At 43.0% G+C, this 21309-nt stretch carries 18 protein-coding genes; 6 read left to right on the top strand and 12 right to left on the bottom strand.

From position 1 onward, the window contains the following. Window positions 1-29: 29 nt before the first annotated feature. Window positions 30-827, bottom strand: a complete 798-nt coding sequence (locus tag ACFSMW_RS10200; RefSeq protein ID WP_390355333.1) for a MurR/RpiR family transcriptional regulator — start codon at window positions 825-827, stop codon at window positions 30-32. Between the two features lie 106 nt (window positions 828-933). Here ACFSMW_RS10200 and ptsG point away from each other — a divergent pair, with 106 nt between their 5' ends. Beyond that, entirely contained in the window at window positions 934-2484 is a 1551-nt protein-coding gene (ptsG, locus tag ACFSMW_RS10195; protein WP_390355331.1) for a glucose-specific PTS transporter subunit IIBC, read from the top strand. A gap of 97 nt (window positions 2485-2581) precedes the next feature. Continuing rightward, window positions 2582-3250 (top strand): N-acetylmannosamine-6-phosphate 2-epimerase, encoded by a 669-nt coding sequence (locus tag ACFSMW_RS10190; RefSeq protein WP_390355330.1) that lies wholly within the window; start codon window positions 2582-2584, stop codon window positions 3248-3250. A 29-nt stretch (window positions 3251-3279) separates the two neighbouring features. Here ACFSMW_RS10190 and ACFSMW_RS10185 read toward each other — a convergent pair whose 3' ends face one another. The 7 genes from ACFSMW_RS10185 to ACFSMW_RS10155 form a co-directional block, all read right to left on the bottom strand. After that, the gene (locus ACFSMW_RS10185) at window positions 3280-3402 is read right to left on the bottom strand and encodes a hypothetical protein (RefSeq protein ID WP_390355328.1); all 123 of its coding nucleotides are present in this window, start codon (window positions 3400-3402) and stop codon (window positions 3280-3282) included. A gap of 11 nt (window positions 3403-3413) precedes the next feature. Next, window positions 3414-3941, bottom strand: coding sequence for a hypothetical protein (locus ACFSMW_RS10180; protein WP_390355327.1), 528 nt, complete (start codon window positions 3939-3941; stop codon window positions 3414-3416). A 241-nt stretch (window positions 3942-4182) separates the two neighbouring features. Then, entirely contained in the window at window positions 4183-5418 is a 1236-nt protein-coding gene (locus ACFSMW_RS10175) for a sensor histidine kinase (RefSeq protein ID WP_390355325.1), read from the bottom strand. A 1-nt stretch (window position 5419) separates the two neighbouring features. Beyond that, window positions 5420-6100: a response regulator transcription factor gene (locus ACFSMW_RS10170; protein ID WP_390355450.1), complete on the bottom strand. Its 681-nt coding sequence runs from the start codon at window positions 6098-6100 to the stop codon at window positions 5420-5422. A 132-nt stretch (window positions 6101-6232) separates the two neighbouring features. Further along, window positions 6233-7399 carry an ABC transporter permease gene (locus ACFSMW_RS10165; RefSeq protein WP_390355324.1) on the bottom strand — a complete coding sequence of 389 codons (1167 nt, stop codon included), beginning with the start codon at window positions 7397-7399 and terminating at the stop codon, window positions 6233-6235. Next, complete coding sequence (locus ACFSMW_RS10160) at window positions 7390-8088, bottom strand: ABC transporter ATP-binding protein (protein ID WP_390355323.1); 699 nt, start codon at window positions 8086-8088, stop codon at window positions 7390-7392. The genes ACFSMW_RS10165 and ACFSMW_RS10160 overlap by 10 nt, the downstream gene beginning before the upstream one ends. Next, window positions 8088-9122: an efflux RND transporter periplasmic adaptor subunit gene (locus ACFSMW_RS10155; RefSeq protein WP_390355322.1), complete on the bottom strand. Its 1035-nt coding sequence runs from the start codon at window positions 9120-9122 to the stop codon at window positions 8088-8090. The genes ACFSMW_RS10160 and ACFSMW_RS10155 overlap by 1 nt, the downstream gene beginning before the upstream one ends. A 215-nt stretch (window positions 9123-9337) precedes the next feature. Here ACFSMW_RS10155 and ACFSMW_RS10150 point away from each other — a divergent pair, with 215 nt between their 5' ends. Further along, the gene (locus ACFSMW_RS10150) at window positions 9338-9703 is read left to right on the top strand and encodes a hypothetical protein (protein WP_390355321.1); all 366 of its coding nucleotides are present in this window, start codon (window positions 9338-9340) and stop codon (window positions 9701-9703) included. A 199-nt stretch (window positions 9704-9902) separates the two neighbouring features. Here ACFSMW_RS10150 and ACFSMW_RS10145 read toward each other — a convergent pair whose 3' ends face one another. From ACFSMW_RS10145 to ACFSMW_RS10135, 3 genes are all read right to left on the bottom strand, one after another. Beyond that, window positions 9903-12548 (bottom strand): sialidase domain-containing protein, encoded by a 2646-nt coding sequence (locus tag ACFSMW_RS10145; protein WP_390355320.1) that lies wholly within the window; start codon window positions 12546-12548, stop codon window positions 9903-9905. Between the two features lie 397 nt (window positions 12549-12945). Continuing rightward, complete coding sequence (uxaC, locus tag ACFSMW_RS10140; protein WP_390355449.1) at window positions 12946-14343, bottom strand: glucuronate isomerase; 1398 nt, start codon at window positions 14341-14343, stop codon at window positions 12946-12948. 166 nt (window positions 14344-14509) lie between these two features. Further along, entirely contained in the window at window positions 14510-16003 is a 1494-nt protein-coding gene (locus ACFSMW_RS10135) for a tagaturonate epimerase family protein (RefSeq protein WP_390355319.1), read from the bottom strand. Between the two features lie 275 nt (window positions 16004-16278). Between ACFSMW_RS10135 and ACFSMW_RS10130 the strand changes: the two genes are divergently transcribed. The 3 genes from ACFSMW_RS10130 (at window position 16279) to ACFSMW_RS10120 (ending at window position 19700) form a co-directional block, all read left to right on the top strand. Beyond that, on the top strand, window positions 16279-17277 hold the full coding sequence (locus tag ACFSMW_RS10130) for a LacI family DNA-binding transcriptional regulator (RefSeq protein WP_390355317.1): 999 nt from the start codon (window positions 16279-16281) through the stop codon (window positions 17275-17277). Window positions 17278-17415: 138 nt separating this feature from the next. Continuing rightward, on the top strand, window positions 17416-18612 hold the full coding sequence (locus ACFSMW_RS10125) for an ROK family protein (protein ID WP_390355315.1): 1197 nt from the start codon (window positions 17416-17418) through the stop codon (window positions 18610-18612). Further along, complete coding sequence (locus ACFSMW_RS10120) at window positions 18609-19700, top strand: Gfo/Idh/MocA family protein (protein WP_390355313.1); 1092 nt, start codon at window positions 18609-18611, stop codon at window positions 19698-19700. Before ACFSMW_RS10125 ends, ACFSMW_RS10120 begins: the two co-directional genes overlap by 4 nt. 63 nt (window positions 19701-19763) lie before the next feature. On the opposite strand, the gene ACFSMW_RS10115 is transcribed toward ACFSMW_RS10120, so the two are convergent. Next, the gene (locus ACFSMW_RS10115; protein ID WP_390355312.1) at window positions 19764-21221 is read right to left on the bottom strand and encodes a hypothetical protein; all 1458 of its coding nucleotides are present in this window, start codon (window positions 21219-21221) and stop codon (window positions 19764-19766) included. Between the last annotated feature and the right edge of the window lie 88 nt (window positions 21222-21309).

The following is a 21309-nucleotide window of genomic DNA, read 5'->3' as shown; positions in this document are numbered from 1 at the left end:
AATATAATTGCTTTCATAATTTCTTCGTTTCAACCATATCTATTGATAGAATCAAGCGTTTTTTTCCTGTTTTCCATCCATTTGTCATTCTCCAGAAGTGTGTATGTGAGTATATCAAGCACAAATAGACTGGCGATTTGTGTATTAATGAACTTTTCATCATCCATATAAATATGACTGGAGATCAACACTACCTCATCAGCAATTCTTGTAAGCTCTGTTTCATCATAATTGGTGATCACTACCACTTTTGCCCCATTATCTTTTGCAATCCTTGCCGAATCAACCACTGACTGTGTCCGTCCAGTATATGAAAAACAAAAAAGCACGTCTTGGCTGTCCATCAAAGTACTTTTGATCAGCATCGCATGCGAATCGGTTATCGACTGCGAGTTAATGCCCATCCTTTCTGTCCTGCTATTGAATTCCTCCGCAATCACGCCAGAGTTTCCCATCCCGCAAAATATCACATTATTTGCATGTGACAGGATGGCAATGATTCGGGATATTTGCTTCTTTGTAATAAACTGTTTGGTCGATTTGATAATGGTTTCATAATAATAAAAAATGATATCCGAGATGTCTTTCTTTTCCTTTTCTTTCGGGACAGACGTGGCTAATGCATATTTCATCTGCTGAAAGTTTTCGAACTGCAGTTTTTTACAAAACCTGGTAATACCTGCCGGTGAAACATGTACTTCTTTCGATAAATCGGTGATAGATTTATGAATCGTAGTAGATTTATGAGCTAATAAATAAGCGATGATTTTTCGGTCATTTTCTGTCAGGAGAGAATTATATTTTTGTATCCGATTCTCTAAGTCCATTTTTTGCCCCCTCTGCGCGTTTTCCACTACATCATACCATAATTGACAAACTTGTAAGCGTTTGATACTATTTATATGAAAATAATTTTCAAAGAGAGGTGTAAATATGAAAAATCTTTTCGGAAAAGCGCAACAATTTGGCAAGTCATTCATGCTGCCAATTGCTATATTGCCTGCAGCCGGTCTTTTACTGGGGATTGGCGGCGCGCTTTCTAATCCAAATACAATCAGCACTTATCCTGTTTTAGACCACGCCTGGCTTCAAGCCATTTTTACGGTAATGAGCAGTGCGGGAAATATCGTCTTTGCAAATCTCCCTGCCATTTTCGCAGTCGGTATTGCGATTGGCTTGGCAAGGTCCGATAAAGGTACTGCCGCTTTGGCTTCGTTCGTTGGCTATCTGGTCATGAACGCCACAGTCAATGCCATTTTAAGTATCTCCGGCAGTCTGGCAAAAGATAATCTTTCAGCTGTGGGCCAAGGAACAGCTCTTGGTATTCAAACATTGGAAATGGGTGTGTTTGGTGGTATTCTGGTTGGAATTATGGCCGGAATACTGCACAATCGTTTCAATAAAATTGAATTACCTCAGTATCTCGGCTTCTTTGGAGGATCCCGGTTCGTGCCGATCATTACGGCACTTTCAGCTATCATCCTGGGAACCATCATGTATTTCGTTTGGCCGTTCTTCCAGGATATTATTTCACACCTTGGAAATATCGTGAATGCTACCGGTGTGATCGGAACCTTTTTCTTCGGATTCATTTTACGATTGCTTGGCCCATTCGGTCTGCATCATATTTTTTATCTTCCTTTCTGGCAAACCGGTCTTGGCGGGTCTCTGGAAATCGGAGGACATTTAGTACAGGGTACACAGAACATATTTTTTGCCCAGCTCGGTGACCCAAACGTCAAGCATTTCTTTGAAGGTACTTCACGTTTCATGTCGGGAAGATTCATCACGATGATGTTTGGTCTGATTGGAGCCGCTCTGGCTATTTATAAAACAGCCAAACCTAAAAATAAAAAAGTTGTTGGCGGTTTGATGTTATCAGCCGCTCTGACATCGTTTTTAACAGGTATCACCGAACCGTTGGAGTTTTCATTTCTGTTCATCGCACCAGTGCTCTATGTCATCCATGCATTTTTTGATGGCCTGGCATTCATGATGGCGGATATTTTCAATATCACCATTGGACAGACTTTCTCAGGCGGATTCATTGATTTTATCCTGTTTGGTGTTTTACAAGGCGAGAGCAAAACAAACTGGCTTTATGTCATTCCAATTGGCATTGTCTGGTTCTTCCTGTATTACTTTGTATTCAGTTTCCTTATCAAGAAATTCAACTTTAAAACGCCTGGTCGCGAAGATGAATCAGAGACTTCCGTATCAGGAAATAAAAATGCGGTTTCTTCCAAAGGCGGACGTGCAACAACGATTATCGAGGCTTTAGGCGGAAAAGAAAATCTGGTTGATGTTGACAATTGCGCCACCAGATTACGCGTTACCGTCAAAGATGGCGAAAAAGTTGACCAGGAGGTACTGAAACAAACAGGGAGCAGAGGAGTGCTCGTAAGGGGAAGCGGTGTCCAAGTCATTTATGGCCCGCAAGTTTCCATCATTAAAAACGAAGTAGAAGAGGAATTAGAAAATTAATCCGGATCTGGGGAGACCCCGCGTTACACTAAAACAAATAGCGATTTAGTGATAACGCAACCGGGTTCTTTCCCCAACCAAAAGAGGAGTGATCACAATGTATTTACCAAATGATTTGATCGTATCGTGCCAGGCATTGGAGGATGAACCGCTTCATTCATCCTTCATCATGAGCAAAATGGCGTTAGCAGCCTTCCAAGGCGGTGCCAAAGGAATACGTGCCAATTCGAAAGAAGACATCATCGCCATCAAAAAAGAAGTAGACCTGCCTGTTATCGGTATTGTCAAACGAAACTACGCTGGCTCAGAAGTATACATTACTGCAACAACCAGAGAGATGGATGAATTGATCGAAAGCGGCTGCGAAGTAATTGCCATGGACGCAACGAAATACGAGCGTCCGGAAAAATCACTGGCAGAGCTCGTAGCGTATGTAAGAGAAAAAGCACCAAACGTCGAATTGATGGCAGACTGCTCCACCCTGGAAGATGCAATCGAAGCTGACAAATTGGGATTTGATTATGTTGGCACCACATTACATGGCTATACTGCCGATACAAAGGGACAAAAGCTGTACGATAATGATTTCCATTTTCTTAAAGAAATCATCCAATCTGTCAAAGCTCCCGTTATTGCAGAGGGGAATATCATCACACCAGAAATGCTTGAACGCGCTTTTGAGCTAGGTGTCCATGGAGTCGTTGTTGGCGGAGCAATCACCAGACCAAAGCAAATCACCGAACGCTTTGCCGAGAAAGTGAAATGACCGCCCGCTTAGCTAATTGTGTGAATGTATTATAGCGGATTATGGTATGACCCACCCATTTTAAATAGCAACATATCTCTTAAGGTTGCAAAAGCCGATTCCTCTACGTGTAAGGAATCGGCTTTTTGAAGCGGCTTATTTTCACATTTCAAACCGGAGCCTCCTATATCATCAGGTACCGAACCAATCCTAATATCGCAAAGCAGAAAAGTGCAGTACCAGCTCCGATACCCGTGATAGCACTGGCAGCAACATCCAGTTTTTTGGAAATCCACAATGAGGTTATTGAGACCAGAATAAGGATGATCGCTAAAATATATAAAGCAGCATCCGCAAAAATGGGCTTCAGCCAGAAAAAATGTATGCCAACTACAAAAGCAACCCATGGAGCAACATACGCAGCCTTTTTACGTTTTATCAAAATTAACGCACCTATCCCTGCCAGAAAAAATTCGAGATAGACAAAGAACAAATAGCTTTTATAGGTGCTTACGTCAGCTAAAGCAGTGGGTTCATGCCAGTTTACCACACTCAAATAAATGCCGGCCGAACCTACCAAAAGTCCGGCGACAGCAGCCAACCCAAGATATTTACGCCAACTTTTTTTGGGATTTTCCTGCGCCCAGCCGAACCAAGTAACACTGAATATACCAAAAATCGCCATATACATGACGCAATCTCTTAAGAACATCCTGACCTACCCCTATATTCGTATTTGGTATAAAGAGTTGGATTACCGTGCCCTTTGTTCTCCTTCCTTGTACTTCCCGTAATAGAAAAATATTCCGTTACATCGTTACATCCGTGTGCTCCGCGCATAGTATGTATGCGATAAGATTAACACATATGTATTACGTTTAGAAGACTAAAAAAGAGTCATAAGAGGAAACGTTTTAAAATACAGTAAACGTACCAAGCAAAAGAATTCCCACTTAATGCTTTTTGGGAAAAACGATTGTAAAACAGCTGCCACTGCCCCATTGGCTTTTAACCTTTATCTTTCCTTCATGCTGTTCGACAATCCAAACAGCAATGGACAAACCAAGCCCGAGACTATCTGTTTTAGACCGTGATTTATCTACTTGGTAAAAACGGTCGAATATGTTGGCCAGCTCCTCTTCTTTCCTCCCGATACCATTATCAGCTACCTCAATATTTATCGTATGCTTCGTTTCATATGCGGAAAGTTTCACAACACCATGTTTATCTGTATATTTCATCGCATTATCCAACAGGATGATGAGCAGCTGATGAATACGATCCCGATCCCCATAAAATGTGATAGCTGGCAATGGCGCCAGAGATATTTCTTTTCCTTGGAACTGAGCGAATTCTGCATAATGCCCGACTATATCCTGCAGCAGTTCGTTCAAGGCAAATTTTTTACGATCGAGTTGGATTGTGTTCGAATCTGACCTAGCGAGTGTCAATAAATTTTTTACAAGCTTAGTGAGTCTGCGGCACTCCTTTAGAATAACGGAGACATCATCCGCTTTCTCCTGAATTGTCGCTTGCGGGGATTGCAGCAGCACTTCTCCGCGCGACTGAATAACTGCGATCGGGGTCCGGATTTCATGTGAAGCATCTGAGACGAATTGCTGCTGCTTATCCCAAGCGTGTTTGATCGGCCGCAGCGCCCGGGCAGCTAGAAAGAAACCAGCAGCCACAGCGAATATGATACCAACCACACATCCGACAATCATGATATGCAGCAAACGCGACATGACTTGATTTTCCACATCGATATTACGAATGAACGTCACAGTAACGGGGTTGCCCTGAAGAATAGCTTCCACACTGATAACCCGGTATTTTACTTCCTGCAAGGCAACATCCTTCAAGACTTTTTGTTTTTCAGGAATCAGTTTCTTACGATTCTTTGTTATGATAGCCTCGTCAAATACATTATCTGGATTCAACAGCTGCCCATCTTCGCTCCAGACCGCAACCGAAACGGACTGTTGTGGATTGACGCCGGGCGGTTTCATATTCGGCATCAAACGATGTTCTTTTTCCAATTGCCCAACGGCGTCTAACAATGAATGATCTACATCTTTATAAATGTACGTATGAACATAATCATAAATTACAAATCCCATGACCAAAATAAACAGTGTAAACACAATCGAATGCAGCAAGGTCAGGCGCAGGCGGGTTTTTTTGAACATGTCAGTTCTCCTTTGGCTCTTTTAAAATATAGCCGATGCCACGTACATTTTGAATATCTTTATGATAAGAAAATGGCTCCAATTTTTTACGCAAATGGTGGATATATACCTCCACAATCGCCACCGTCGTTTCTGAATCGTACCCCCAGACACGGTCATATATTTGTTCCTTCGTGACAATTTTCCCGCTGTTATGGATGAGATATTCCAACAGTTCATACTGGGTGATTGTTAATTTCACTTCATTGCCATCAACAAAGATTGGCTGCTCTTTGCCAGATAGTGTGATCCCGCGATAACAAAGCGTATGGTCAATTGTCAAATTGCCGCTTCTTCTAAGCAAAGCCCGAATTCTGGCAATTAGCTCCGGTCCTTGAAAAGGCTTGACCAAGTAATCATCACCGCCCATTTCCAGACCTTTGACGCGATCATCTAACGCATCCTTGGCTGTGACAAAAAGTATCGGTACCATCATATTGGCAGCACGAAGCTTTTTTAAAATGGAAAATCCATCCAGGTCGGGAAGCATCACATCCAATAAAATGACATCATAAATATTTTGCATAGCCAAGTAGAGCCCTTCTTCCCCATTTGTTGCAGTCTCGATCGTAAACTCATCCTGCAGCATTTTTTGCATCGCTTCCAACAAATCTGTATGATCTTCCACTATCAATATCCGCATCATTCCAGCCTCCATTTCTTATATCATATCAAAATTGCCGCCGAGATTGAAAAAACAGTCTCAGCCATCATGCTTTTACCATCACAATAAGAGGAAGACTCCCCCATTTTCACAGGGAAAAGTCTTCCTTCACTATTCAGAACGCAAAGCATAGATTGGCTGAAGCTTGGACGCTTTATTAGCTGGAAAAACGCCAAATACAATCCCGACAAAAAGTGAAAATAAAAATGGTACAGCTGCAAGTGACAAATGGAGAACGAAGGCCCCGCCAGTTATAACGGCATACAGTTTTGCCGCTGTAAAGCCTATAGCCACACCAATAACACCGCCAAATGCACTTAAAACAATTGCTTCCATCAAAAATTGTACAAGGATATCTTTACGCCTGGCGCCGATTGCCTTGCGGATGCCAATTTCTTTGGTCCGTTCAGACACGGAAACAAACATGATGTTCATGATGCCAATACCTCCAACGAGCAGCGAAATGCTTGCTATTCCTGCCAGCAGTGTTGTCATGGTATCATTCACAGCATCCATTGTATCCATCACATCCTGTTGGTTCGTTATGGTATAGCTATCCGCATCCTGGTTAAAGAGGGAATAAAACAACCGTTCCAATTGCCCTTCGACTAAATTTATCTGCCCTTCTGTTGTTTGCACGGATAATGATTGAATCGAAAGCGTCTGCAAAAGCCGTTCTGCTGTATGGATAGGAATGATAATCGTGTTGTCCCCACTTTGGCCAATTGTACTCCCTTTAGATGCCAGCACACCAACTACTTTATAAGAGGTGCCATTCAGCTGGATTTTCTGATCAACCGGGTTATCTGTACCAAATAGATTTTCCGCAGTTTCTGAACCGAGAACAGCTATTTTTTGTCTGTATTCGTCATCCAGATCTGATAAGAATCTTCCGTTCGTTAAAGATAAGCCCTTGATATGCTGGTACGCAGATGTTGTCCCTGTTAAACTGACCTGGGAAGATGTATTTCCGCTTTTCGCTGTTACCCTGCCAGATACTTGCGGAGCGACATACGCTACCCCATTCAGCTTTTTTACCTGCTGGATATCGTCATTCGTTATATCTCCCTGATCTGCATCTGTTACATTGACAGTCAGCAAATTCGTTCCTAAACCATTAATTTGCTCTGTAACAGATTGTGTAGACGATTTGCCAATGGAAACAAGAGCGATGACAGATGCGACGCCGATGATGATTCCCAGCATAGTTAAAAAAGAACGCAATTTGCTTGTTTGTATATTCCGCAATGCCAATTTTACTGACTGCATCACCCCCATAGTAATTCGCTCCTTTGGTCATACAGCTTTCCGTCTTTCATTTGAATAATTTTCTTGGCCTGCTTGGCCACTTCCATATCATGTGTGATCATGACCAATGTGTGGCCCTGTTTTTGCAAGTCCTTTAGCATCTGAAGAATGTCAGCACTTGTTTTACTGTCCAAGGCACCTGTAGGCTCATCCGCCAATAAAATGGATGGCCGGCAAACAAGTGACCTGGCAATAGCCACCCGCTGCTGCTGACCGCCGGATAATTGTGCAGGAAGGTGCGACGCTCTATTAAGCAAACCTACCTTTTCCAGACATTCTTCAGCATTCTTTCTTCGCTGCCTGCTGTTGATGCCGTTGTACAGCAAAGGCAATGCTACATTTTCCACCGCAGTCAGTTTTGGCAGCAGATGAAAACTCTGAAATATAAACCCGATCCGCTTATTTCGAATAGCGGCCAGCTGGTTGTCATTCATCTTAGCTACCTGTTCACCAGCAAGTGTATATTGACCTTCATCAGGCTTGTCCAGGCAACCAATCATATTCATCAAAGTGGACTTCCCGGAACCTGATGGACCAATAATGGCTATGAATTCTCCCTCTTTGACAGTTAAGGATACATTATCTAAAGCTGTGATGGACGCATCACCAATATGATATTGTTTATTTAACTGCTTCATCTCGATCAATATCTTTTCCATTATTCACCACCCCTTCCTGGGCCTTGGCTGGAACCACCCATTCCACTGCCATTATTTCCTCCAGGCATCATGCCAGGTCCTTGATTACCATTGCCGGGACCTTGGCCGCCCTCTGGACCATCGCCGAGCCTCATGCCATCTCCCATTTCAGAGGATTCCTTGGTATCCCCCTTACTTCTCTCAATTGTCGGCAGCTGCACTTTTTGCCCTGCCTCCAAACCGCTCGTGATTTCAACATAGGTGTCATTATATATACCAGTTTCCACTTCGATCCGTGAGGTGGCCCTCCCTGCATTCGATTCCGCCGCATCACTATCTTTTTCACCATCTGCAAGTACAACATACTTTTGGTCACCACTCGTATGTACGGCTTCAACCGGCACATAAAGAGCATCTTCCGCACTCTCGGTCAGAATGCTCGCTTCCGTAGACATACCGACTTTCAGCTTTTTTGCATCTGTGATGCTGACCGTAACATCGAAGGTAGCCACCCCATTATTCGCCTCACCTTCACGAGCTACATTCGTTACTTTGCCTTTGAAGGTTTCATCCGGAAATGCACTGGCAGTTATGTCACTCGTTTGTCCAACTTTCACTTTGGAAATATCCAATTCATCCACTTTAATCGTTGTCTTCAGCTTCTTATAGTTAGTAATGTGAGCCACAGCTTGATCATTATTGACTTTATCACCGCTGGAAACATCCACTGAAGTGACTGTACCGCTTATAGGAGCGACAAGCGGATCACTCCCATCCGTGAAAGTGAGAAGTTCATCCCCTTTTTTTACGGTGTCATTTTTGGAAACCAATACTTCGTTCACTTCGTCCATGCTGCTTGTTTTAACATCCTTGCTGCTGGCTGATGCGACTGATCCGGAACCACTTATTTCCACATTCAATTCCCCTTGCTTCACAGTTGTTGTAGCATTCGCAGCCATGACAGGGTTTTGGTCGTGCTTGAAATGAAAATACACCCAACCTCCTCCCGCTGCCAAAACAACTAATATACAAACCGACATAATCCACTTCTTCATCGATCCAACATCCTTTCCTAAAAAATGATTAGCCCTACAATCTGCTAACCACATTATCCAACCCAAAACTTAAATTTTACTTAACAATGAAAAATAGACAAAAAAGAAACAGCCCCGCCGCTTATCACAAATTGTAACGATGGCGAGCACTGCCTTGTAAAATATCATCTATCAAAATTCCTTACACAAAGATTCAAGCTGAAAAAATTATCGACATGCTTGAAGGAATCACGGTAAGATTTGACGGGGTAGATAAACAGCTCAGCTCCATGGACAAACGATTTGACGGCATCGATGCAAGACTTGACGGCATGGACAAGCGGTTGGATACTGTAACCCATAGGCTGGACATGCAGGGGGAAACACTGAAGGAGCATGGACAAATGCTACGTCCACTTCAAACCGGACAAGAACACCTAAAGGCTGAAATAGACGGGATAAAGCTTTCCAACGAACGGGAGTTCAGTTCTTTGAAAGAGTCTCTCGCCGAGCATAATATTAAGTTAGACCTTCTACACGAGGACACTTGGGAACATAAAGTGGATATCCGCCGCATCAAAAAAACGATGGCTATAGAGTAGATGATTTTACACAAACAGCTTTTCAGCAACAATAAACCTTCATCAATTACACCGCAGCGCAATATTCCTCAAAGGCGTGCAAATGTCCGCTCTTTTCTTATGTTCCGTAATTTGCGGCCTCATAGTTTCTCCCACACATCCATAAAACAAAACAAGCACAGTCCATTACAGACCATGCCTGTTATTGAAAGCAACCATACTATCTATATTTTTCCAACAGGATGGATCCAGCTGACATTATCTCTCTAAATGCCTCATCCGACATCAACTTCTTATCATGTTTCTGTTCAAGTAACCGTTGAAAACCTTCCATATGTTTCACTACTTTTTTATGCATATCCTTCTTCTCATACTGCTCAACCGCTGTTAAATGCATTTCAAACAAATGTGCATCCTGGGCTTCTTTAATCTCACCAGCCTCTTCCATGTCGGCCACAAGTTCTTTTATGCTTGATGCAGTAACTTTTTGATTAATAGAAATCTTTTCAGATAACTTATTCGCTTCACCCGAAGCATCCAGTTCCTGACCATACACATTTCGTATTTTCAAATCATTCGAAAACGAAGCATTCAATTCATATTTGCCTGCCTGCAATTCTGGAACTTTCCCCTCAAAAACAAACGCTGTCCCAGACGTATTAGTTTCCACTAAATGCAGCACCACTTGTTGGCCGTCAATATCGCCTAACAACGACCGATCACCACTCAGCATGACATAATCGGCAAACTTCACTTGCACCCGGATTGAATCGCCAGGCAAGTAACTTTCTTCTTTTCCCTGCACAATACTTATCGATTTCAGCGCAGGCGCAGGAAACTCACCTTCTTTTTCCCATTTCAAGAATGCCGGGTTGAATTGAATGAAATCCATGTTTGTATCATTTTCATATAACAAACCGATATTGCCATGATCCAAATTGGTCAGGCTGGAATATCCGTAAGCCCCTTCTTTCACCAGTTGGGAGTATTTCCAATCAAACTTATATTGAATCCTGCCATTCGGATAAGTGCCATCTTCTTTAATCAACCCCGCCTTGACAGTTCCATTGACGCGAGAACTGGAATCTCCTGCACTGGCAAAAATCACTGCTTCCTGATTATCGATTTGGCCATTATATCTGATCGCAGTCATTTGTGAATACGGGGCAACCAAGCCATGCTCTGTAACTACTTCCGCATCCCACGTTTCACCGCCGTTAAAGCTGGTTGCAATTTGCGCATATCCCGAATAATTTCGCATAAACAGCTTAAGCTGCCCATCAGGCATTTCCACAACCTGGCTTTCAGTCAACTCGTTACTGCTTCCTGTGAATGTCCTTTCGTTCAGAACTTCGCCATCGACTATCCTGCCCTCATTCGGTGACTCGCCGCGTCTCCATGTCTTTCCGTTGTCATCACTATAGATGACCGCACTGGCTTGTGCATTGTTTTCATTGGTGAAATAAATCGGATATACCAGTCTGCCTTTGTGTGGTCCATTTTTCATTTGTATTCCTGTCCCAGGACCAGCCCCCAAAAACGCCATCCACTCTTCTTTTACGGCATCATTCAGATTCATAGGGCCATCCCACGTCTTTCCTTCATCATCACTGTGCCATAATTCCAAGTAAGATGTTTTTAATGGCTTCAAAGGCGATTCATCCACGAAAATATTACTTATTTTACTGCCATCCTGGTACAAATTTCTTTTTTCGTCTACTGTATAGCCTGTCTTCTGGCCATCTTGGTCGTAGACAACACCATCTTTTCGAATGGTATATTCTTGTTCGTCTTTATCATAAAGCACCATATAATCTTTACCGTCTATCGTTGCATAGCCATTTCCTTTTTGTGCAGTTGGAAATCCGCCGCCCTCCGGAAAACCTAATACAAGCGAATAAATTCTTTTCGTATCAGCATCCTGCAGTAAGGACTGATCAATGTTAGACGCAGCACCTGGATAATCGTTAACGAGGATACCATCTTTTTCCCATGTATCTCCTTGATCCAGACTCCTTCTCACCATCATATCAATGTTAGCTGGCGAATCACCCGCATGATCAATCCGTTTATCAATCCCGGCAATCAACGTACTATCCGCCGTGTTTAATAACGCTGGTATACGATATGCCTTTGAGTTGTAAAGTCCGGGATAAAAGACAGAATCAGGTTCTGTAATCAGCGCATCACCTGGTTTCGGATTCGTCACTGCTTCTGCGGCTGTCACCCCCGTCATCTTCTGCAATACTTGATCAGATAATGGTTTGCTGTAAACTTCCGCAAAATCGATTACACCATTGAATTCATAGTTGTTGCTATTTCCCGCTCTTTCTGTCCTGCCCAATTGTGCGCTGTTCGGCTCAAAAATTTGATCCATAAACTGCCGTTCTGCATTTTTATCATGTAACACCCGCTCCCCATCCAAAAAGAGCTTGTATCCTTCTTTCTTGTCTGCAGTCATCGCCATGGTATGAACCTGATTTTCTTTCACGTTCACATTCGTTTTAATATGAATGTTTTTAGCCGGTTTGCCTGGCTCCTCATATCTGTTTTCACTACCAATTGCTGAAGGTGTTACATACACATGGAAATGTCCATTGGCAAGTTTATTATTCGAAAGGGAAAATAAAGACATAATGCCGTTGCCTTCATAGAGAAACCTTACCACGATTGTACCTTCCTCAAGGTTTTTAAGCTGATCTACCTTGTCATTCAGGTTCGTAAAATGCTTTCGAGGGATGATCTGATTCTCTTGATGAAAAATCAAGGCATCATTCTCTTTCTTCAAGTTCTCTGCGAAAGTATTCGTTGAAAAACAAAGAAAAATAGTAACAAACATCGTCAACATGGTCAGTAATTTTCTCAAATGACACTCTCTCCCTATAGTATTTTTGAGGAATCGACTTTCAGCTGCAGCGTTGACAATCCACACCTCTTCAAATGCAATTTCCAATATTTGCTATTTTGTGCAGTATAGTATTTTCGAAACGCTTTCACAACACAAATCTTGCTTTTTTCTACAGCTATATTGCTATTTTTAAAGTATGCCAATTAACAATTATTTTAATTAGGACTTTCCTGCTACGTCTCCAACAATAACCGGTACGACGAGGAGTGGAACCTGTACGAAAATAAGCAGCGTGGCCCTCTTTAGACCACACTGCCAATTTGGGGATCATCCTCTTCCTATAACTGCGCTTGCAAAAGGCAGCCTTTAAGATTTTCCTCTTAAAAACTGCCTTATTCCGTTCAAAAAATCTATGTTATTCCAACCCGAAATCAAAATATGCTTTTGCATTTTCATAAGCTATACCTTGGACTATTTTCCCTAGAAAATCAATATCGTCCGGCACTTCGCCGTTTTCCACCCATTCCCCAATAAAGGAACAGACAAGCCGGCGAAAATATTCATGTCGTGGATAAGACAGGAAACTCCTTGAATCTGTCAGCATGCCAATAAATTGGCTGAAAACCCCCATGTTTGCCAGAGCCTGCATCTGGGCGAGCATTCCCGATTTGGTATCGTTGAACCACCATGCAGTGCCGAATTGGATTTTTCCTGGAATACCTCCACCCTGGAAGCTGCCAATAATTGATGCAATGGTTTCATTATCATTTGGATTCAATGAATAAAGCACTGTTTTTGGCAGCGCGTCTGCTTTATCCAGACTGTCCAGCAGGCTGACAAGCGGTTTGGCGATGTCTTCGTCATTCATCGCATCATATCCGGTGTCAGGTCCAAGCTTTTCAAACATTCTTGTATTATTATTGCGCAGCGCGTTAATGTGATATTGCATGACCCAACCGCGTTTGGCATATTCCTTGCCCAAAAATGTCAATGTATGAGAGCGGAATTTCTTTTCATCTTCCAGACTGACTTTGTTGCCTTTTCGTGCGTCAGCAAAGAATTGTGCTGCTTCTTCTTCAGTTGCCTTGGCATACATCATGGTATCGATCGCATGATCGGAAACCCTGCCGCCAACGGAATGGAAAAACGCCACACGTGATTGCAATGCTTTCAGGTACGCTTGATATGAATCTATCTCCATGTCAGAAGCTTTTTCCAAAGCTTTCACGTATGATGGAAAGCCATCTCCATTGATTGCCAATGCCTTGTCCGGGCGGAATCCTGGAACTACTTTGACAGGGAAATCTTTTTCTTCTTGCAGTTTATGATGGTATGTCAAGTCATCTACGGGGTCATCCGTTGTGCATACTACTTTGACATTGGACTTATGAATGAAGTCACGCGCCCCAAAATCGCCGCTATTCAGCTTTGCATTCACTTTTTCCCAAATAGCCGGTGCTGTTTCTTCATTCAGACAATCATATATATCGAAAAAACGCTGCAGCTCCAAATGTGTCCAATTATACAGCGGATTGCCAATGAGCATTGGAACTGTTTTGGCCCAGGCAAGGAATTTTTCATAATCGCTCGCATTTCCTGTAATATAGGCTTCATCTACTCCATTGCTGCGCATTGCTCGCCATTTATAATGATCACCGTACAGCCACACCTCTGCTATATTGTTGTATTGTTTGTTTTCATAGATTTCCTCCGGCTGCAAATGGCAATGATAATCGATAATCGGCATATCTTTTGCATAATGATGGTACAGTTTCTCAGCTGTGCTGTTGTGCAACAAAAAATTTTCATCCATAAATTTTTTCACTACAATCACCCTTTCCTATGTCTGGCCCCTGTCTCCGTGAAAAGGGCCCCGCGTTGATCATTTTCCCTGAAAACTTCGGCAACTGCGATATACCAGCATTGTCTCATATGCAGAATTGTTCATATGAACAACTGAACAACTGCTCTTAGCAGATTTATAAATCCAGCATATCCACATGGCGTCCAATATGACTCACCAATGCAGCGCGGTACGTATCTTCCTCATCGTCCAATGTTTGAAAGAATTCATCTTTGAATAAGAAACGGCCATCAACATCTTTCGCTGTCAATAACAGACCATATGTCACATGGATCAGCTGCCTCGCATTGTCATCATCCATATATTCCGTCAACTCACTGTCAGCTGCACAGTCAAGCGGCTTGATGGCCTCGAAGTCAGGTGTAATATGATAATATTTCAATGCTTCATCCACATGTTCGAGCGCATAAGCATGCATGCGCCGGTATAGCTCCGGATTTGCCTGAGCTACTACACGCACAGCTTCCAGCCAGTTTGTGCCAGCCGTTTTAACATGGAGTACACCGTTTGTATATTTGGCGATGATTGGAAATACGGAAAACTTGTCACTTCCGGAATGAATGCTTAATTTATAACCGAAATAGGCAGCGATTTGAGCATGCTCACATAATTCTTTTTCAAACTGCTCCAAATCGCCAATATAATCGATGCCTTTTTGAAATTCGCCGCAAAACCTTGGCGCAAGGCTTGCCACAGCAACATGCCGCAGCTTCAATTCATTAGCGACAAAAAAATGCTGGCTCGGTGTGGTGATCGTCTCCGTTTCATCGATAGAAATTTCAAAGTCGAAATCCCTGTCCAGCTTGCTGATATATGCATCATACACATGCGCCATATAAGTGATGGCATCACCGTAAAGCAGTACATTTTTCATGAGTGTCACTTCATCGAAAGTGATTTCCAGGCCGTCAAGATGGCATGTTTTGTTTAAATAAGCTTCCTTATAATGTGATTTTGTCGCTTCATCCAAGGCGTCATAGTCAGAGCGGATCTCTTCTTCTGTAGCTGATTCGTATTTTTTCTGAATCTGATCGGAGCAATCCAACGTCAGCATGGAAACACCTAACCCAAGCGCGTATTTAATATCTTCCTCTGTTTTAATATGGTCGCCGTCCGCCCCATAGCCATCCTTGTAACCTTCTTGAAAAACAGCGAAGGCAGCTGCATCCAGCATATCGTTCATTGTGCGGTTGGTCAGGGTCAGCTCCCGGATGCTTTGCTGTGCAAGTATCGGTTTCACACGACGGTTGCGGACAGTTTCGATATGCCCTGGCGATGCCAGCCCTAAACGATCCCCAAGACCCATGGTAGCCGCCTTGGTTCCGAAAGCCCGGGGTACTGTATAATCAAAGTAACGATTCAATACTAAACGGTTTGCATGCGATAAAGGGCATACTTTTCCAAGGTCGTTGACTGTGTCGCCTTCCAATGCATCATACAGCTCTCCTTCACCGGCTGCGAGCAGGTATTTTGCTTTGTGGTCGTTGATCATGAGCAATTTAGTATGCTCTGAAGTTGTCAAAGATTTTTCATAGATTTTGATGTTGTCATCGGAAGAAGGCAACTTGCCTTCTCCGAGTTCTTTCAACACTGATCCAACATGTTCCATATTCTGAACAGCTCCTTTTTGTGAACGGTTTCATTTTCAAGTCATTTTTTACCGGCTTCTCACCCTATTTTCCGGAAAATTTTCCGGAAAAATAAAATAACAACGTTGTTATAACAATCATAAACTATTTTTAAAAATACAACAACCGTTTTCAGTGAATTTGTTTGGTCGAAAAACTAATATTTACAATGCAAACGGCTTTTGATAGATGAAAATGTTCGTGTTGTATGATACCATTAGAAAAAACAAATGTTGCGGTACAGGGGATCATGACAATGCATGTGACAATCAAAGATATTGCCAAGACAGCTGGCGTCAGTTATTCAACTGTTTCTAAAGCATTGAACAACAGCCCGCTTGTCAAAGAAAACACAAAGCGTAAAATAGTTCAAATTGCAGAAGAGATGGGTTATGAGCCCAACTATGCTGCACAGCGGCTTGTTTCCAAAAATGCCAAAATCATAGGTCTGATTTGGCCGACCATCGAAAGAACTGTACTTTCAACGCTTGTCAGCAAAATCAGCGACGAGATGTCCAAAACACCATATTCCATGATCCTTTCCGTTGATCCACTTCAAAAATCAATGGAAACCTTCAAGAAATTCCAAGTGGACGGCATCATTCTGTTTGAAGAAAATATCCATCTCGATATCAAACCAAACAGTACACCCTTTATTTCTTACGGTGTATCAGGCAGAAATAACAACCTATATCCGATCATCGATCCCAATCATGAAAAAGCGATGAATGAAGCAGTCAACTATCTCTCTGGTTTGGGACACACTGATATTTTATATATAGGAAATGTTTCTTCTATCGATCCATTTCAAATGGAGAAGTATCTTGGGTTTAAAAAAGCGATGGAAAAACACGGCCTCCCCATTGATGACAGTCATATCATCGATACGGGCGGGCTGGATTGGTATGATGGCTATGTCACTGTGAAAAATGTTCTGCAAAGCGATTCCCTTCCTACAGCGATTGTAGGGGGCAGCTATGATATCAGCGGCGGAATCATCCGCTGTCTGAAGGAAAATAATATCAGTATTCCAAAGGATATTTCAGTCATCAGTTATGATAATATCCCGCAAATGGCTAACATGGAAATACCGCTGACATGTATCGGCGTCAGAATAGAAGAACTTGCAGCATCAATCGTAGAATCGATCATCCAACTGGTAGAACAAAAGCATTTAGGCTGGCAGACGAAAAGGATGACTCCGACACTTACCGAAAGAGAATCATGTGCGTATAAAGGAATCGATCCAGCTTGACTTGTATCTTTATTCCCGACTACCATTGAAAACCCTTTCACAAAACAGCCAAGGGCTGTGTGTCAGCAGTTTTTCTTTTTTCTTTATTTGTTTACTCAACAAATATGAACATCACATGATAATAAGGGGGATCTATGCATGGTTACCGGAGACGGCGCATACATCAAAAAAATTAACAGAAGCTTGATCTTGCAAAAAATAATGGAGCATGAATTTATATCACGCGCAGAATTGGCAAAAATAACCGGGCTCAATAAAGCGACCATTTCCGTGCAGGTTGCCGATTTACTTGATGAAGATCTTATCTATGAAACACAGCAAGAACATAATGCGATCGGAAGACGCCCGATCATGCTTTCCATCGATGAAGATACAGGCTTCATCCTTGGCATTGATTTGGATTATAAGCATATCCAATTTGCAGTTTCCAATTTGAAAGGTAATATCGTGGAAAGCAAAAGCATTGATTTGACTACAGACGATTATGAGGAAATCATAGCCCTGCTGGTGGAACAAATCAGTGCTTACCAGAAAAAATATGCTTTCAGCCGCTATGGCTTGGTCAATGCCATCATTGGCGTCCATGGCACTGTAAATAAGGAAGAAATGATTTATTTCATTCCGAAATATAAATGGCAGCATAAAGATATGAAAACCGACTTGAAAAAACAGCTGGACCTGGATATTTTCATTGAAAACAATGCCAATCTGTCTTCTTTAGCAGAAAAAGTATACCAATACCACCATAGCAGCAACCTGATGACAATCATTTTGCGTTCTGGTATTGGCGCAGGCATGATGGTCGATGGAAAGCTTGACAGAGGTTATCACGGATATGCCGGTGAAATGGGACATATGATCATCCTGCCGAATGGCAAACCTTGCAATTGCGGTAATCACGGCTGTTGGGAGCTTTATGCCGCTGAGCCGCAGTTGTTTGCCACTTTGTCCGAAAAACTGGGAAGAAGCATTGAAAACTATGATGACATCGAACAGCTGATTGCTAAAAATGATCCTGCTGCCAATGAATTGCTTCATACATTCATTTTTTACCTGGCTGTTGGCCTGAACAATGTGATCAACCTGTACAATCCGGAAACACTGGTGCTAAACAGCCGGGTATTGGAGCTTTATCCGAACGCGATTGCTGAAATAAAAAGCCACTTGCATTCCAATGTCAGCCAATACGGTGAAATTGCCTTGTCCAAGCTGGGCAGCCAGGCATGCATGATGGGAGCATGTGCTTTTGGAATCCAGCTCTTCCTTGAGTTTTCCGAGTTGTACTTGGCAACGAAACCAATTGCCATCCAGCAAATAAAGGAGGACATTTCATGATAACTGCGGCCGATTCTACGATTACCCAGGCTGAAAAACCAAAGGTGAATTTCGCCATTGCTGGCTGCGGTACAATTGCCAGGACACATATTGAAGCTATCAAGCTGCATCCAAACGCACAGCTGGCTGCACTCTATTCCAGCAATATGGAAAAAGCGACGCAGTGGGGCAAAGAATTCGAGGTCAGTTGCTATACAGATTATGAAAAGATGCTGCAATCACCCGCGGTTGATGCTGTCATCATTCTAACACCAAGCGGCAGACACGCCGAATTTGGCATCCCTGCCGCGCGGGCTGGTAAGCATGTCATTGTGGAGAAGCCGATTGATACAACACTTGAAAAATCCCGACAGTTAATCGAAGCGTGCCACCAAGCAAACGTCAAACTAAGCTGCATTTTCCAGCATCGCTTTGATGAGGCAATTATGGCCTTGAAGCATGCCATCGAAACAGAGAAACTCGGTCCATTGCATTTTGGCTCCTCACGGACAACCTGGTACCGGCCGCAGGAATATTATGACAGCGGAAAATGGCGTGGGACAATGGCTTTGGATGGCGGAGGCGCCTTGATGAACCAGGCGATCCATTATATCGATCTGCTGCTGTACACGATGGGTCCTGTAGAGGAAGTCCATGCATACTGTGCGACGCGTGCCCATGAGCGGATCGAGGTAGAGGATATTGCTGCCGCTGTCTTGAAATTCAAATCCGGGGCGATCGGCATGATTGAAGGCAACACCGCCGCATATCCTGGATTTGAGACAACGTTGGATGTTTTCGGCCAAAATGGAAGTGTACGCATTGTTTCTGATGAAGTGTCCGAATGGCATGTCAAAGGGGAAGAAAATGAGCAGAAACACACCGAGGCGGAAGTTCAAGCAGCAGCTGCCGGTAGAGACACACAGAAAAACATCTCTGTAAAGTCTTTTGTCCGTCAATATGCCGATATCGTGGAAGCCATTGTCCAAGATCGTGAACCGCTTGTTAACGGCAAAGAGGCCCTCAACTCCCTCGCATTGATACTGGCAATCTATCAATCTGCCGAATCCGGCAAACCTGTAGCACTTGATGCATTTGCCAGGAATTGAAAAAACTGCGCCATCGAGAGGTGCAGTTTTTTTCATGCAATGGTTAGATCGAAAATCGCGTATCTACAGCAACAGATACGCGAAAAAGATACTAATCGCCCCGAACATGAGTGAGTATGGAAGATTATACCAGGTGATTTTATACGGACTTGCGCCTGTATTGACTGCCGTGATAGTCACAACCAATCCATAGGTTCCAATCGGGATGATGCCAATGGCACTGCAGGCCAGCATGATTGCCAAGCTCAGCGGACTCATCACTTGCAGCAGGACACCGCTGATGCCGCCAAAAATCCCCATTGTTGCTAATGGATGGACCCCTAGAATACTCAATACAATAAAAAATAACAGAATGAAAATCATAATCAATAATGGATAGTCCGCAACCATGACAATCGGCTTTTGCAGCATTTCAAGCATTGGCGACGCATTTAGACTATTGGAGAAAAAAGCCATCGTCACAAATAACACGATAAAATTTTGCATCGTATTAGTTTTGTCCTTCCATGTGTTCCACCCAATGATCCAGAAGCTTCTCCCCCTTTTCATCAGCAGTGCCCAGATAAATGAAAATGGGAAAATCGCTATCGTGACAGCAAAAATGAAATCCAAGCCAAACCCATTCGCTAGCAAAATAACAGAGAGCAGGAATAAAACGAGTGAGATGAGCAGAACCGTCATTTTACGGATTTTGCTTTTCGAAACAGATACCTTTTTTTCCCCATAAAATACATTCTCGTCCCCGGAAGGGATGCTTGCCGCTTCCTGTGTCTCCATTCCTTGCCCCGTTTTTTCAAGCGTGACTGCCACTTTATCCGCCTGGTAGGGAAATTTCTTGAAATAGCGCCAGCCCCAGCATGCATCGATTGCGAACACAATAATGGAAATAAGCAATGTCCAAGGCAGCAGGGTCACGAAGTCTACACCCGTGATAAATATGGATGTAATCAGTAATATTTCCAGCGGGCTCCAAAGCAATGCCAGAGAATAACCGCGCAAGGTCGACATCATGATGAAGGAATCACCAAGCTTTTTCTTTACACGCTTCAAATTATCCTTTAACACATCTTGCGCGATAGTAGCGGCGGAAAGATTTAAAAACGCGGTTAAAAACAGCATCGTGATCGTACTTCTCGGATAAAGTGTGCCGAGATTTTTGACATTTGCCTGCAGCAAAGAGTGCAGCAGCCTGTCGAATCTACCTGCCTTTACCACACTGTTCATCCATGGCAGCATGGCAAGCAGTGTCAGCAAAGACATATTCGATGTTAAAATAGCTGGGGTTTCCCATACAGACATCCCTGATGAGGCAAACAAAAAGCCGCCTGCAATGATGAAACACGCGCCAAGTATTTGGAACAGCCGCGGCGCCAATGGAAAAGATACGAGCAGCATCAGCAGGCCAAACACACCAATGAAATAATTCAGCGAACTATTTTCCAAAAACACATTCATAATATGTAGCACGAATACAAAGGCGTAATAGATATATAGATAATTGACAAAACGAGGTCGAATCATTGCTTTCCTCTCTTCCCCAAAGTGATACAAAGTAGACAGACGAAGAGAAACGACTGCTTTTCAAGCCGTTTCTCTCATTTTCTATGCA

The sequence above is a fragment of the Tigheibacillus halophilus genome (assembly GCF_042683165.1).
Lineage (GTDB): Bacteria > Bacillota > Bacilli > Bacillales > Amphibacillaceae > Tigheibacillus > Tigheibacillus halophilus.
This window is presented reverse-complemented; position numbering and strand designations above follow the sequence as displayed.